We start from the raw sequence: 15873 nt of genomic DNA, 5'->3' as shown, positions 1-15873 counted from the left end.
ATGCGATCGCCCGGCTCGGCTGCTAAACGTAAGCCTCCGGGCTTAGAAAGCCTCACACATACTCATCAACGAAAAGACGGCGCAGCCAAGCTGCTGTGGGAGTGCCGGGGGATTACGAATGCATACTGCGCTTGAAGGGCTTCTCTCACGATACCGCGGGGCCGCCAAAACCGAACGGGAAAAAGGCACCTACTTCGAGGAGCTGATTGCCTGCTACCTCCGGAATGAGCCGCGCTACCGGGATCTCTATGAGACGGTTTGGCCCTACGCCGATTGGGCGCGCACCCAAAGCTTCGACGGGCGTGACGCCGGCATCGACCTTGTCGCCCAGACGCACGGCACAGGTGAATATCATGCGATCCAATGCAAACTCTTCGATCCTGGCTACCGGCTGCAGAAGGCGGACATCGACAGCTTCTTCACAGCCTCCGGCAAGAAGCCCTTCACCCAACGCGTCATCGTCAGCACGACCGACCACTGGAGCGAACATGCGGAAGCGGCGCTGACCGACCAGCAGCCGCCCGTTCACAAGATCGATCTTACCGCGCTGGAAGAAAGTCAGATCGACTGGTCGAAATACGCACCAAAAGCCAAGCCGGTCCTGAAATCAAAGAAGGAGCTGCGCGAGCACCAGACCAGAGCGTTGAAAGCTGTCGTGAACGGATTAGCCGCCGCGGACCGCGGCAAGCTGATCATGGCCTGCGGCACGGGTAAAACCTTCACCAGCCTCACGATCGCCGAGAAGATGGCAGGCGCTGGCGGCCGGGTTCTGTTCCTGGTGCCAAGCCTCAATCTGCTGTCGCAGACTCTGACCGAATGGTCGCAGGAAGCGGCCGTCCCGCTGCACTGCTTTGCAGTCTGCTCCGACACCGACATCGGCAAAAAGCGCGACAAGACCGACGATACCGTCGAAACCTTGGTTCACGAGCTGCGCTATCCGGCAACAACCAATGCCAAGGATCTCGCCAGGGAGGTCAACGCCCGCAGCGACGATAAAAGCATGTCCGTCGTCTTCAGCACCTACCACTCCATCGCGACAATCAGCGAGGCTCAGAGGAAGCACAAGCTTGCCGATTTCGATCTGATCATCTGCGACGAGGCGCACCGCACGACAGGGGCGACGTTCGAGGACGAGGACGAGAGCGCCTTCGTCATGGTCCACGATGAAAAGACCATTCGGGGCACCAAGCGGATCTACATGACGGCCACGCCGCGCATATACGGCGATGCGGCCAAGGCAACCGCCGAAAAAGACAATGTCGCTTTATGCTCGATGGATGATGAATCCCTCTTCGGCAAAGAGCTTCACGTCCTGACGTTCTCCGACGCTGTGCAGCGTGGCCTGCTCGTCGATTATAAAGTGATCGTGCTGGCGGTTCAGGAAGAGCATGTCAGCCGGCGGCTGCAGGAACTCCTGAAAGACGGCAACAACCAGATCAAGGTTGACGACGCCGCCAAGATCATTGGCTGTTGGAAGGCCCTTTCAAAGCAGAACCTGACACCTCTGGAAGGTGACACGGCCGCCATGCGTCGCGCTGTCGCCTTCTGCCAAGTGATCGAAATCCAGAAGGGCGCCAAGACCCACAAGGTCAGCTCCAAGAACATCGCCGGAATGTTCCAATCCGTCGTCGAAGCCTACCAGAAGGCGGAGCTGGAGGCCGGGGTCGAAATTGAGCCCAGCATGCGCCTCAAATGCGAAGCCGCGCACGTCGATGGCAGCATGAATGCCAGCGAGAAAGAAACGCAGCTTGCCTGGCTCAAGGCCGATCCTGGCGAAGACACATGTCGCATTCTCAGCAACGTCCGCTGTCTTTCCGAAGGCGTGGACGTTCCGGCACTTGATGCGGTGCTGTTCCTGACTCCGCGCAATTCACAGGTCGATGTGGTGCAGTCCGTCGGCCGTGTCATGCGCAACGCGCCGGGCAAGACACGCGGATATGTCGTGCTTCCTGTCGTCATTCCTGTGGGGATGGAACCGCATGAAGCACTTGGCAACAACCAGGTGTACCGCGTGGTCTGGCAGGTTCTTCAGGCGCTACGTTCTCATGACGACCGCTTTGATGCGATGATCAACAAGCTGGACCTGATCGGCAAGGACACCAGCAAAATGGAAGTCATAGCGGTCACCGATAAGATCCAGCGCAAGCAAAGCAAGTCAGGAAGCAGCAGCACTGATGGCAAGAACACCTTCGGCATCGGAGCTCCGGCACCGACGAAGGGAGGGCCAGACGCACAGGGCAAACTGCAGTTCGAGATCGGCGAAGTAGAACGCGCCATCTACGCCAAGGTCGTGCAGAAATGCGGCAACCGGCTTCACTGGGAAGAGTGGGCAGGCGACATCGCCAAGATTGCCCAGACACACATCGACCGGATCACCGGCATCATCGAAAATCCAAAAAACACGGCCGAGCGCGAAGCCTTCGACAAATTCGCAGAGGAATTGCGCGACGATCTAAATCCCAGCATTAGCGACGAAGACGTCGTCGAAATGCTCGCCCAGCACCTGATCACAAAACCCGTCTTCGAGGCGCTGTTCAGCGATTACAGTTTTGCGAGCCACAACCCCATGTCGCAAGCGATGCAAGGCGTGCTGGACCTACTGCAGGAACACCATCTCGACAAGGAAGCCGATACGCTTCAGCGGTTCTACGACAGCGTGAAAATTCGCGCCTCTGGCATCGAAAGCGCGCAGGGCAAGCAGAAAATCGTGGTGGAACTTTACGACAAGTTCTTCCGCAACGCCTTCCCAAGAATGACCGAGCGCCTGGGCATCGTGTACACGCCCGTCGAAGTGGTGGACTTTATAGTCCGCAGCGTCAATGACGTGCTCAAATCCGAATTCGGCCAGACGTTGGGAAGCGAAGGCGTTCACATTATCGATCCTTTCACCGGCACGGGGACCTTCATTACGCGGCTTTTGCAGTCCGGCCTCATGACCCAGGCAGAGATCAAGAAAAAGTACGCAACCGAACTGCACGCCAACGAGATCGTCCTGCTGGCGTATTACATCGCCGCCATTAACATCGAGGCCGCCTATCACGGCATTATCGGCGGCGCGTATAAGCCGTTCGAGGGCATTTGCCTCACCGACACCTTCCAGATGTATGAGAAGGAAGACCTGATCGACGCCATCCTCGTGGATAATAGCAAGCGCCGAAAGCGGCAGAAGAAGCTCGACATCCGTGTCATCATGGGAAATCCGCCGTACTCCAAAGGCCAAGACGACGCGAACGACAACAACCAGAATATTGAGTATCCCACACTTGATGCCCGCATCCGCGCCACCTATGCCGCACGCTCTAATGCAACGCTAAAGAACTCACTCTATGATAGCTACATTCGGGCGATCCGCTGGGCGAGCGACCGTATAGGCAAGGCAGGTGTGCTTGGGTTCGTGACTAACGCCGGATGGATCGACGGCAACGCGACTGATGGACTGAGGCGAACTCTCGCAGACGAATTCACTAACATCTACGTTTTCCACTTGCGAGGTAACGCGCGGACGTCAGGCGAGAGCCGCCAGAAGGAAGCCGGAAATATTTTTGGTGCCGGAAGTCGCGCGCCCATAGCGATCACGCTTCTCGTGAAAAATCCGGCATCGCATCATGCTGGAAGAATACGGTTCTGTGACATTGGTGACTACCTGACGCGCGAACAAAAGCTGGCTCAGGTTGTTGCGCTTGGCAGTATCAACGGAATTGAGGAGGCTGACCGCTGGATCGCGATCCAGCCGGACTCCCACGGAGATTGGCTGAAACAACGCGACAGCTGTTTCGACGAGTTCATTCCGATTGGCGACAAGGAAGCGGCCGCCCCAATCGCCTTGTTCTCGAACTACTCAAGCGGTGTAAAGACGAACCGCGATGCCTGGTGTTTTAACAAATCCCGCCGCACTGTAGTACAAAACGTGAAAGCGAGTATCGACTTCTACAATTCAGAAGTTGATCGGTTCGCACACGAGAACAAAACCTCTCCTTCGTTGGAGGCCAAGGACTTTATTGATCGCGATCCGACGCGCATCAATTGGGATCGATCAGAGGTCCAGGGAGTTAAGCGCGGCCGCAAGGTGACGTTCGACGAAAGCTCGATAGTCCCCGCACTCTATAGACCCTTCGACAAGCAGTGGCTGTATTTTAACAGGCGTTTCAACAACACAATCTACCAACTCCCTAAGCTCTTTCCTACGCCTACGACCGAGAACAGAGCCATCATGGTCAAGCAGCGATGGAACGGTAGCGGCCAGTTGGCACTTATGGTCGATCGCGTCGTTGAGTTGCAGACCGACGGCGGGACGCAATGCTTTCCGCTGTACCTCTACGAGATGCCACACGAAAAAAGTGATGGCAGCGATCTCTTCGGATCGAGCGGGAAGCCACAGCGCCGCGATGCCATCACAGATGAGGGGCTAACACACTTTAAAGAAGCCTATCCTGAGGACATAATTAGCAAGGAAGATTTGTTTTATTACGTCTACGGCCTTCTGCATTCCGAGGACTACCGCGTGCGCTTCGCCGACAACCTGGGCAAGGAACTGCCACGCATCCCACGCATCAAGACTGCCGCTGATTTCTGGGCGTTCAGCAACGCTGGACGTGCGCTGGCCGAGCTTCACATCAATTATGAGAACGCGCCTATCTATGGCGACGCCAAAGTCGCGGGCGGCGGGAAGCCGGGCGACTACCGCGTCGAGAAAATGCGCTATGGCAAGGACAAAGACCGCACCACCCTTCACTACAACGACAAGATCACCGTCACCGGCATCCCGCTGGAGGCCTACGACTATGTCGTCAACGGCAGGCCTGCATTGGATTGGGTGGTTGAGCGGCAGTGCGTAAAGACTGACAAGGACAGCGATATCATCAACGACGCCAATGATTGGGCGGTCGAGACGATGAAGAATCCCAAATACCCCCTGGAACTGTTCTTGCGCGTCATCACCGTCAGCCTGGAAACGATGAAGATCGTTCGCGGCCTACCCAACCTCGATATCCTTGAAGGCTGAGCATCCTGCGGTTTAGCCGGTCTTTTTCAGGTCATTGACAAGCATTCTGAGTGTTTCAACCGCTTCTGCGAACTCCGGGCTGCCGCCGTAGATCATGTCGCGCCGAAAGGCGGTATAGCTCGCTGCGTACTCAGCATCGGCTATGATCCCATCAACTGCCTTGATCGTCTCCACGACGGGATCATTCTGATAAGCAGGAAACTTGTCGCCGCGGAGTTCCGCATCGGCGGCCATGATTTCCCGCGCCAGCGCACAAACGTCTGCCGGATCATAGTGCTCATGGATGGCATGCAGATCGTAGATATGACGGACGAGCGTTTCATCGCGCTTGGCGCGCAAGCCGGCCAGCTCAGCGCCCGCTCGACGCGTCAGCGCCACGAATTTCTCGGCGGCGGTTTCCGCAACAGATGCGCACTCGACCTCAGCGACTTCGGGCTTTTGCTTGGTCGCCTCAGCCACAAAGGAAGACACTGCGCACTTGATCGCCGGGCGCCGTAGCGGAAATAACGCAGTCTCGATCTGAATTTCCGGCCGCAGCGCTCCTCTCCCTTCCGCGGCCGGCGCGTATGGCAAGCGGTAGATAGTGTAGTGGCCTTCGTACATCGTCTGGCGATGTGCCTCGTTCTTTGGATCGAATTGAAACCCCGTAGCGAGAAGCGCTTGGGTGACCGTCTCGCGCAATGCCCGCAGTTGTCCGCGGGACGGCTTCGCCTCTGCCACGATCCGCAGGTCGATATCTTCAGACATGCGTTTGATAAGGCCATATGCCCTGCAGAGCGCGGTGCCGCCGCCAAACACGAGCCTAAACGGCTTCGTGTCCGCGGCAACAATCGCGGCAAGCGCCTTCACGACATGCCAATCCTTTTCGACAAGCGCCGGGCTTGGCAGACCGAAGTGCTGCTGAACTTCCAGAAGATCTTGCAGCGTAGGCCTATCGTTCAAGCACAAGCTCCGCGTTTCCGTAGCGGAGGTGCCGACTGAAGCGGCCTTTTACTCGCACAACCGGATTGACCGGTACCTGTGTCGAACGCCCTTCGTTGTAGGCTCGCTCTGCCTCGGTCGGTTCCCATTTGACGCCGAGCTTGTCCAGCGCTTCGCGGGCGGCACCATGAAAGCCGCTTGGACTGTAAAGCATGGGACTGCCCGACAACCGCGATTTGATCGCCCGGCCATAGACGCCATAACCGAGCCGCACCAAACGGCCATCCGCTACCAGCTTGCGCAGTGCGCGCAGAACCTGATCTTCGCCACCAAGAGGTGCGAACTCGCGCGTCAAGAACACCGTATCCCCGGCCCGGCGGGCGATACGATCCTCGATCCTTTCCTTCAATGTCTTCCGACGCGGCATAGCACTCACCTGCAAAAACCCGACATTCAACATAGGCAGAAACCCGACACTATTCAACGATAATACCTTATATTTCATTGCATTGTTTATATATCAATTTATATATCAATGGCTTGCGCGTTGCCCCTGGATCAAACTTGAGACAACATAAGCTCTTCAGCACAACATATTTGTTGTGTACTATCAAGACATGATGATTCGCTCACTTATCGCCTCGGACAACCAGGCGCGCGACGCAGTCACGATGCTGGCTGACATCGACCACGCGCTTTCTTCTGAGCAGTCCCTCAACGCGATCGTAAAGGGCCTTCCGACCGAGGTTGTTAGCGGCGTGCGTAAATCACTGACCACGGAGCGCCGAGAACTTCAAAACCTGCTTGACGCTTATGAGCGCGCGAAAGACGGCGACATAGATCTGATGCGCAAGAATGCCGGACATGATCCCGGCGCAGCGCTGATCGTCGCGCGTCTTGCCCGCGGCCTGACGCAAAAGGAGCTGGCTCGCAAACTTGGCCTTCGCGAACAAGCAGTGCAACGCTATGAAGCCGAGAAATACCGCGGCATCAGTCTTATGAACTACCTGAAATTCGCAAGCGTTCTCGGCGTTGAATGGCGCATCCACTACGCCGAAGGTGTCCGCGACGGTTGGGCCCTCGCAAAAGACATCTCGTCGGCCGAGGCGCGCAAGGTTCTAAAGCACGCGCGGGAAAATCGTTGGTTTGCGGACTTCGAGCAAACCTCCGACGAGGACGGCCTGGATCAGCTCAAACGCCATATGGCCGAGCATGTCGTCAAGCACGGGGCGCCCTCCCTTCTGCGCACCGGACTCAACGTTGTCGATCATTCCGAAGATTGGGTGCTTCTTTCATGGAAGGCGCAAGTTACCCGCCTTGCCGAAAAGGTCATTGCCAAGGAAACCGTCAACTATCGGCCACTTGAGGTCTCCTGGCTGCTCGACCTCATTCGCCTCAGCGCCGCCGAAAACGGACCCTCGAGGGCCGCGGATCTCCTCAAGCAGCACGGCATCGTCCTTATCATTGAACCCCATATCACCGGGATGAAGGTCGATGGCGCGTCGTTTCTGGTCGGTGACGTGCCCGTCGTTGCGCTCTCGCTGCTTCGGGACACCCTGGACAATTTCTGGTTCACGCTTCTGCACGAAGTGGCGCACATCATACTGCACTACCGAACGGGCTTGGCAACCGGCTTCTTCGACAGCTTCACGGCTCCGCCAGTCGATGAACTTGAGGAAGAGGCCAATCTTTTTGCGGCGAATCTTCTAATTCCCGAGGAGCTTTGGAAACGCTCTCCTGCCCGCATTGCCAAGACCGCAGCGCCAATCGAGGCCTTTGCCAAGCAGCTTGGCATTCACCCCGCCATCGTGTTTGGCCGCATCCGCAAAGAACGAGATGACTACTCCATCTTCTCCAGCAAAATAGGTCGGGGTGCCGTGCACCGGCAGCTTCTGAGCCAGCAGAAGAAAGGTGATCAATGACGCCCTACCGCAAGCCGTTCTATGTGCCCACCCTCCGCATGAAAACCGGAGAGCTGCAGGGCCTTGCCCGGCTCGACGACAACATCAAAGATCACGTCCTACCCCATCTCATCATTCCGCCCCCTGCGGAACGCGACTGCGAGCTACAGGGGGTTCTTATGGATACCGAGGGTGTGCCGGGTGCCGGCATCGTTCTCGCCAAATACTGGGGAGGCCGCCGCGCCCTTCTCGATGTCGGGTTCCTCTTTCAGGATTATGGAGAAAAGGCTGGCCTCTGGCTCCCGAAGGCGTTCGAGCTTGCACGCAATGCGCGCGTTGACGCCGTGCCTGTCGCCACCATCGGGGATATCGAAAGCGGGCGGTTGCAGGCCTTTAAGGATTCTCTGGCGGCAGGACCGCTGTCGCTCGGCTTGCGGATCTTTGCCGCCGATCTGGTTGATCCGCGTGCCGCAACCGACCGGATCAAACGCGCCATCGACCGCATTGGCGTGCCAGCCGGCACTATCGCCGCCCTGATCGATTTCACCGATATGGACTTCTCGCAACCGGACGTCGTGAGCGGCGTCATTGAGGGTGCCCTGCACGATCTTGAGGGGGCTGCGAGCTGGCACGCCATTGTCGCCCAAGGCACCAACTATCCCGAGGTCAATCCGGCCGAGCATGGCGGTGAGGACATGGTGCCGCGCAACGAATGGATAGCCTGGCGGCGAGCGGTGCGCTTCCGTGCCGATACGTCGGACCATCTATGGTTCGGCGACTATGCAGCCGATTGCGCGATGATGGTCTTCGGCAATGGTGGCGGTCGCGCAATCCGTCACTACCGATACACGACACCTACTCACTGGTTTGTCGTGCGCGGCGCCGAGACGGGAACGGACACCGCCGTCATGCGCGAAGTTTCCCGGCGGATCGTGGAGAGCGGGCATTTTGCAGGCCGGGCCTTCTCCGCGGCGGACAACTTCATTTTCCGCACCGCGCGTACCGGCGGCCGCCCGGGTAACTCCACCATCTGGCGTGAGGTGAATACCACGCATCACATCACCCGCGTCGTCCGCGACATGAGCGGCGTGAAAGGCCTGCATTTTGCCGAGCGCAGGGTTGAACCTGAACCTGTCCAGGCTGAACTTCTCTAGCGGCCAGCCAGCGCGAAAATCGCATACCCTGGGGCGCTGCCTCTTCAGTCTTGCTTTCCAGGACCGGAATCGAATAGCCTCTGTTCCGACGCCGCCATCGTCGGCGTGGCCGCTGCCCTGGCGAAGGATCATTGATCCAACGAATTCTCCCCTTCATCTCATGTGACCGCAACTTTATCCGGCCGCTATGAGACGAGCAGCGCGTCTTTCATGGCCGGGATGAAGGATGCGATCATGTACTCGACGCTTGACGGTGCCAAGAAGTGCGCCAAGCAGCTCAAGACCATTCTTGGGAGAAGCGGGCTCGCCTTTCCCTTGGGGAAGTGCCAGGCGGCAGTTGCGCGTGCCGGTGACTACAGCGATTGGCACGACTTGGCGTGCCGGATCGATCGGCGTCCCGACACCCATCTTCCTTATGACTATTGGGGCGCGTTGATCCGCAATCTCCCAGAGCCGTGCCACCTGCCTGTCCGGGCCTACCTCCGCGATGAATTCGCATCCGAGGAAGCCGATGAAGCCCGCACCAAGTGCTGGATACGCGATACGTTGCCCTACCTTGCAAACTTGGAAATCGTGCATCGGTCTACAACCCCGCTGCTACGTCCAGGATCGGGCAAGGATCAGAAAATGCGCCTCCAGATCGTCTCAGGGATGCTGCTCGACATCGAGCGTCAGCTCGGTTTCACGCCCAAATTTGATCCGGTGACGATCACGGCGATTTTCGATGGTGCGCCTGCAGCGATCCTACCAAAGCTCGCCGCGCACCCGCGTTTCAGCGAAGCAATCACGGCTCTCACGGCTGCCGGAATCCTGAACATGAAAAGCGAGACAACTTATCTGCACGCCCCCGACAACGAGGAACTGCGCGCGGAGATTATACGTAGAGCACGCGGCTGGAACGTACAGAAAGAATCGGAGATCAAATCCGTGCAGATGACCCCGGAACAATCGGCTCTCTTCCAGCAGCAATCTGATATCGATCGGCAAGAAGCCGGCCCCAAGGTTCCTTATGACACGCTCGACCATCGCGGCGTGTCATTGCAGAGCCGCTATTCCGTCGCGCACGAGTTCGAGACGATGAAGGCCGTCGTTGACGCCATGCCGGCCGACGTTCGGCTCCGCCTCACCTCGATCTGGTGCGACTCTAAGGCATGCGCCTATTACCATGTCGTTGTCTCCCTCGGCATGCACCACAGCGCTCTGGCCGAACAGATCCGCCGATGTTTCCTAGCTGCCACCGTCGGCTTCAATGGTCTCTCAGTGGAGCACGGATCGCACGACACGCAGTTCGATCCTGAGTGGCCCGCCGACGAGGCATATATCTCTGAGCTTTTTGAAGTATAGAACTACTCGCTGGGCTAGCAGTCCGACCGCTATCCAATTGCGCGCGAAGCCCTACGAGACGGCAGCGATTGTTTTGACTGCGATCGGTGACCTGCACACAAAATAAACAAATGCATATTGCCATTTGCGCACCGCCGTCGCAAAAATCGAAAGTAATCCGGCTCGATAAGTTGTGGGGGCAGCTTGTTAGATCAAATGTTCACAGCCGAAAACTTTCGGCACATTTTCGATTTAGAAAATAGGAAGGGTAACGATTTAGCTACCCGCTTTTTCCCCGACCTCGAGCGATATACGCTCGCCGTCAAAGACAAGGCACGGGAACTTAGAGAACTTCGAGCCTCGAAAGATTCTCTTCCCGTTGAATTGTTTCAGATAAGCGTGGATTCCCTAAGAGCACAATTAAAGGCCTTGAAGTCTAACAAATCAGCGGCCATTGACGAAGAGCTCGAGAAAGTGAGTGCAAATGTAATCGCGCCAAATTTCAAGATTGATCTCAAGTCGAAGCTCGGCCCTAACGGTAAAACCGTCTATGTTATTGACGGCTCTGCTGAGACGTTTTTCGCAATCAAACAGCTTCAAAGCAACCTTCATAAGCTATATGGCGTCAAGCAATCCAATCGACACGATCAGGTGAGCAGAGTTCGTGATACGATTTCCGGAAATTATCCTTACGAACTAGTCCGGACCGACATAGCGGACTTTTACGAAAGCATTGATCGTAAGGCTCTCGTAGATCAGCTTGAAACAGATCAACTGCTAAGCGCATCGTCCAAAAAATACCTTCGACAAGTACTCGATGCTTACGGAAAATTGGCGGGAACTCCTACTGGTATTCCCCGAGGGGTAGGCATCAGCGCATATCTGGCAGAATTCTATATTAGGCACGTTGATCGCGATATAAAAAGGATTCCGGGAATAGTTTTATATTGCCGTTATGTGGACGACATAGTTGCAATTTTTGCAAGGCCCCCTGTGGGTCTTATACCGGTATCTTATGAGAGAAGCATCTCGGATATTTTTGCGCAATACTCTCTCAGATGCAATGCAAGAAAAACTACAAGTTTTGATTTTAGCAACCCGGGCGCCATTAAATTCGAATATCTCGGCTATCGTTTTTTGAAAGGTCAGAAATTAGAAATTTCTCCAAGCTCAAAAAAAATTCGGAAATACAAAATGAGACTAAACGCAGCGTTCGATCATTACGCTAAGCTGCGTCACCTAAGGCCGCGTCGCTCCTTTAGGGATTTAGTCGCGCGCATAAAATTCCTAACCGGCAATACCCGACTCGTGAATAGCAAAGCCTCCGCAGTGACGGGCATTTATTACAGCAACTCCGCCGCCAACGAGATTAGTTCCTTTGTTTTGCTCGATAAAATCCTCACCAGACGACTTGGCGATCTGAAATCGGGCCGCCTTAAAAAGCGGCTGAAGCCTTACAGATTTAAAAAGGGATTCGAAGAGAGACGCTTCCATCATTTCAGTACAAAAGAACTGAAAATGATTGTGGAGGCTTGGCAGCATGGCTAGACGCCGAGTTTCACTTACTCATCGAAAACAACGATCCGTTTTGACGGACATGCTACCTTTTGAAGTGCCACCAACATTCACTAATCGTGGCTTCTATCGGTTTTTGCGTATCAACAAAGTAGAAATAGAAGATGGCTGCGTCTGCTGGAGATCTAATTCTGACGACCTCGACACGACTATGGCGCTACTCTTTGGCTTCGACCGGACAATAGTTCCTGACATCAAGACTTTTAAGGAATGGGGCGGAACATACACACGACGAGCCGTAAAACTAAGATTCTGTAAGCTCGACACGATACCGTTTAATTTTCGCGTCGCACACAACCTTGATGGCAGAACGCTAAGCGTCGTACACCCCCGCAACCAAATTCAAATCGCAAATTTCTACGCTAGCTGTAGTTCCCTAATTACCTACTATTCTTCACTGGGCGAATTTTCTATTCGTCGGCCAGTCTCAGTATCTCGTTTTGCCTATTTCAACGACAACCTCCACGAACAGCGACTCGACAGAGCTTCAGAAGGCATCGAGGAAGAAGAGAAAGAGTACGAACAGCTGGGATCATATTTCGTTTATCACAAATATCGAAATATACATCGTTTTTTTGAATCCTACAAATATCACCGGTGTGAAAAAAAATATTCCGCGATGGTCCAAATCGATATTAGCAAGTGCTTTGACAGTATTTACACTCATTCAATCGCATGGGCAGTTCTGGGGAAGGCTCAAACGAAGTTTCACCTTGGCGAAAGCAGAGGAACCTTCGCTGGTCAATTCGATAGATTAGTACAATCTCTAAACCATCAGGAAACGAATGGCATAGTGATTGGCCCCGAATTTTCCCGCATCTTCGCAGAGATAATTCTTCAGGCGGTCGACGTCGATTTACGCGAAAAGCTATTCCGCGATGCCAGTCTACAGCACAAAATTGACTATGAAATATTTCGCTATGTGGATGATTTTTTTGTTTTCTATAATGAGCAGTCTTCAAAACTTAAAATAATAGAAACGCTGCAAATAATTCTGAAAAACTACAAACTGAGCATCAACTCAGCCAAAATAAAGAATTATGAAAAACCCATAATAACTGAAATCACTATCGCGAAAGAGCGAATATCAACGCTCCTGAATGAAGAGATTGAGCCCCGTTGCGAGGTCGCGGAAAATGAAGGCCAAAACGACATCATTCACTTAATGTGCCCAATAAATTCAAACAGGTTGATAATAAGATACAAGACCATAATCAAAGATAGCGTGGTGCAATATAGCGATCTTTTGAATTACACCTTTTCAATTTTGGAGAATAAAGTCGAACATCTTCTCAAATGTTATTTGGAAGCAAACAAAACCACGCGGGACGACAAAAGGTTGCTGAGCGCTCTTCTTGCAATCATAGAATTTGGCTTTTTTTGCTACTCCGCAAGCCCAAAGGTAAACCACACCATACGATTGTGTAGAATGACATCAACCGCAATTCAATTCTTAAATCAGAATCGCTTCGCAGCCGAATTCAAACATCAGATTTTCAAATATTTGCATGACAACGTAATTCAGCAAATTGACAAGAACGTTATCGATCGAGATAGAGAAGTCGAGAATCTTTATCTCCTCGTTTCACTTTCACAAATAGGCAAGGCCTACTGGTTGCCTGAATCAACCCTTGTAAAGTATTTTTCGATTAAGGAACGCGAGGGTAACTACGAAAGGGCGCAATTTCTAAATCACTTCTCATTGACAGTTCTTCTTGCCTACATGAAAGAAAAGAAGCGTTATAACAGGCTACGCAACTTCATCGAAGAGCACATATTAGACAAACTGAAATTCACAAAGGCACACTGTCCCAGCGACGCTGAAAGTCTGTTTCTTCTATTCGATCTTACCGTTTGTCCGTATATTAGTCCGGCAACTAAATCGGCAATAGGCCAGATATTTGGGTTGGATGCAGCTGCACTGGCGCGCTTCCAGGCGTCCAACCAGCAGTGGTTCACCGCTTGGGGCGATAAGTTCGACTTGGGCAAAGAGCTGGACGCAAAGCGCAGCCGGGAAGTATATTGATGTTGGCGCGCCGCTCTACCCTTAATGGCTGTTGGCAGCCCACACACAAGCGCCATCTCGAGTTCCTAGATTCAATGGGGGCTTGGAAAGCAGACGGTAGGAGCGGGCCGTCTTTTCTTCTCTAACGAAAGCCAGAGCAGGATTGCGGATGATCATAATCTGCATCCATCTGTAATTTTTAGACGCAGCCGACGATCAGCGACATCCGCACGCCAAAAAAATGCCAATCTCACCAACGGTATTTGGGCTCAGGTGGATCGCCGAGCGGATCGTGTAGTTCATCGATTTCTGGAAACAGAGCCTTCCCCTCCAACTGGGCAGCGGCTGCATTGATCGTCGTCCGGGCTTCCAGATCAGCCAGGCGCGCTGTCGCCCAATGTATCATGCGCCCGAGATCGGTTGGTATATCTGCTGCGGCTGTGTCAGGCAGTGAGGCGAGCCAGTTCTTAATATCAGTGGCCTCACGCTGCAGCTGCACCAGGCCCCTCAGATGGGTGATGCGCCTTTCCTCGCGCTCGTTGCGTTTCTTGGCGAGGTCCCGCCGCCGGGCAAGTTCGCCACGCTGACGTTCATCCTCCTCACGGCGCTCGCGTTCGGTTTTCTCGTTGGCGAGGATGATCTTGAGGCCTGTGACTATATCCTCGATCATAGATTCGACGCTCTGCGTCCTGCCGTCTGCCCAGGTCTTGCGCAGCCCCCGCGCCCAACAATCGATTACGAATGCGAGTTGACCTGTATAAACGGTGTCATATTCGGGCCAGGGTTCCCAGTGGGGAAGCGACATATATAAGTCCCAGTTTTTATAGTTCGCCGCACGCCGTCGCTTTGCTAGCTGGCGTTTATGAAGTTCCTGTTCCTTTTCTGTCGGAATGTGCTTCTCTCGGCGCGTCTTCTCTGTCAGCGTGAATGCAACCATATCTTTGCCGACGACAATCTTCATGCGCATTTCATCGGGCCGCAGTTGCAGACCGTCTGCGTCTAACGCGGTGGCTAGCGCGTCTAGGAAGATGATGGTCCGTTCGACGCGATCCTTATGCACGATCACGCCACAGAGACCCATGCCGGTCGCGGAGACGCACCCGTATTCGTCTGATTTCTCCTTGCGTAGCGCTTTGGCAGTGGCCGCAACTATATGATGCGGCTTTTCGACCGGCGGCGACGACAAGAGAGATTCCGGCACGCATTCTTCCCGTCGTTCGGAGCGCTCCGCTTTGGCTTTGCGCAGCATCTCACGCGTCTGCTCGGGAAGGTGCGAGATGGTTGCATTGATTTCGATCCGATCGAGTGCAGCATCGTCGATCTCTTCGAAAGGCGGAGGTTTGAATTTCTGGCCGGCAGCGACGCGGGCCCAGTATCCTCGGGTGGGGCTCGGTACGCGGTGGCGAGAACAAATCTTGGCAAGGCCACGATCGGAGATGCCAAGTTCGACCGCAGCCGTTTGCACGGGCTTCGACCATACAAGATTATATAGTTCACGGCGGGTGAGTATGCGGACGTTGGCAGACATCGTAACGGCTCTCTCGTCACTCCGATGCTATCGCAGCTCCGACGAACGGCGAACCAAAGATGAGCATGGTCATTCTCGACCTCGTAAGAGCTCCGCCAGCATCATCAATTCAGTTAACGTATTAGATTAATTGTGATGCAAAAGTTCTCATCTTCATCAGCTTCGGCGCGCCAACAAAAAAGATGAATTAATTCAGCCCTTGAAGCGCCACCGGACCGGACGAAGATGAGAACTCTTCGTCAGAATACCGAGTGCTGCGGATCCGCAATTCACATCCAATATTTCGCCGCTGTGTCGGCATTCCGCGCGTAAGCGGACACCACATCGACCTCGTTCGAACGACGATTCTGACCCAAAGCGGAAGTGGTCGGCGAGTGCTCGGTTGTCCGAGCTACTGGTTTGCAGAGAAAAACGGACGTTAGTACAGCAAGACGGGAATTGTCCGCGCGACCGCGATCTGGAGC

Annotated in this window: 9 protein-coding genes; 6 read left to right on the top strand and 3 right to left on the bottom strand. The window is 54.4% G+C overall.

From position 1 onward, the window contains the following. The first annotated feature begins 118 nt into the window (after window positions 1–118). Window positions 119–5002: a DEAD/DEAH box helicase gene (locus tag WC811_RS14050; RefSeq protein WP_372645613.1), complete on the top strand. Its 4884-nt coding sequence runs from the start codon at window positions 119–121 to the stop codon at window positions 5000–5002. Window positions 5003–5014: 12 nt separating this feature from the next. On the opposite strand, the gene WC811_RS14045 is transcribed toward WC811_RS14050, so the two are convergent. Continuing rightward, the gene (locus tag WC811_RS14045) at window positions 5015–5944 is read right to left on the bottom strand and encodes a nucleotidyl transferase AbiEii/AbiGii toxin family protein (RefSeq protein WP_372645611.1); all 930 of its coding nucleotides are present in this window, start codon (window positions 5942–5944) and stop codon (window positions 5015–5017) included. Further along, window positions 5934–6350, bottom strand: coding sequence for a DUF6088 family protein (locus tag WC811_RS14040; RefSeq protein WP_372645609.1), 417 nt, complete (start codon window positions 6348–6350; stop codon window positions 5934–5936). The genes WC811_RS14045 and WC811_RS14040 overlap by 11 nt, the downstream gene beginning before the upstream one ends. Before the next feature lie 193 nt (window positions 6351–6543). Here WC811_RS14040 and WC811_RS14035 point away from each other — a divergent pair, with 193 nt between their 5' ends. The 5 genes from WC811_RS14035 (at window position 6544) to drt3b (ending at window position 13902) form a co-directional block, all read left to right on the top strand. After that, entirely contained in the window at window positions 6544–7845 is a 1302-nt protein-coding gene (locus WC811_RS14035; protein ID WP_372645607.1) for an ImmA/IrrE family metallo-endopeptidase, read from the top strand. Beyond that, on the top strand, window positions 7842–8978 hold the full coding sequence (locus WC811_RS14030) for a beta family protein (protein WP_372645605.1): 1137 nt from the start codon (window positions 7842–7844) through the stop codon (window positions 8976–8978). The genes WC811_RS14035 and WC811_RS14030 overlap by 4 nt, the downstream gene beginning before the upstream one ends. 210 nt (window positions 8979–9188) lie before the next feature. Beyond that, window positions 9189–10322: a hypothetical protein gene (locus WC811_RS14025; protein ID WP_372645603.1), complete on the top strand. Its 1134-nt coding sequence runs from the start codon at window positions 9189–9191 to the stop codon at window positions 10320–10322. A 183-nt stretch (window positions 10323–10505) separates the two neighbouring features. Next, complete coding sequence (gene drt3a, locus WC811_RS14020; protein WP_372645601.1) at window positions 10506–11849, top strand: antiviral reverse transcriptase Drt3a; 1344 nt, start codon at window positions 10506–10508, stop codon at window positions 11847–11849. Continuing rightward, a complete protein-coding gene (gene drt3b / locus WC811_RS14015; protein ID WP_372645599.1) occupies window positions 11842–13902 on the top strand; it encodes an antiviral reverse transcriptase Drt3b in 2061 nt (686 codons plus the stop codon). Before drt3a ends, drt3b begins: the two co-directional genes overlap by 8 nt. A 229-nt stretch (window positions 13903–14131) precedes the next feature. Here the strand turns inward: drt3b and WC811_RS14010 are convergent, their stop codons facing one another. Further along, window positions 14132–15082, bottom strand: a complete 951-nt coding sequence (locus tag WC811_RS14010; RefSeq protein ID WP_372645596.1) for a hypothetical protein — start codon at window positions 15080–15082, stop codon at window positions 14132–14134. Window positions 15083–15873 lie beyond the last annotated feature (791 nt).

The sequence above is a fragment of the Hyphomicrobium sp. genome (assembly GCF_041659645.1).
Taxonomy (GTDB): Bacteria; Pseudomonadota; Alphaproteobacteria; order Rhizobiales; family Hyphomicrobiaceae; genus Hyphomicrobium_B.
Note: the sequence above shows the minus strand (reverse complement) of the source record. Positions and strands in the feature narration are given on the sequence as shown.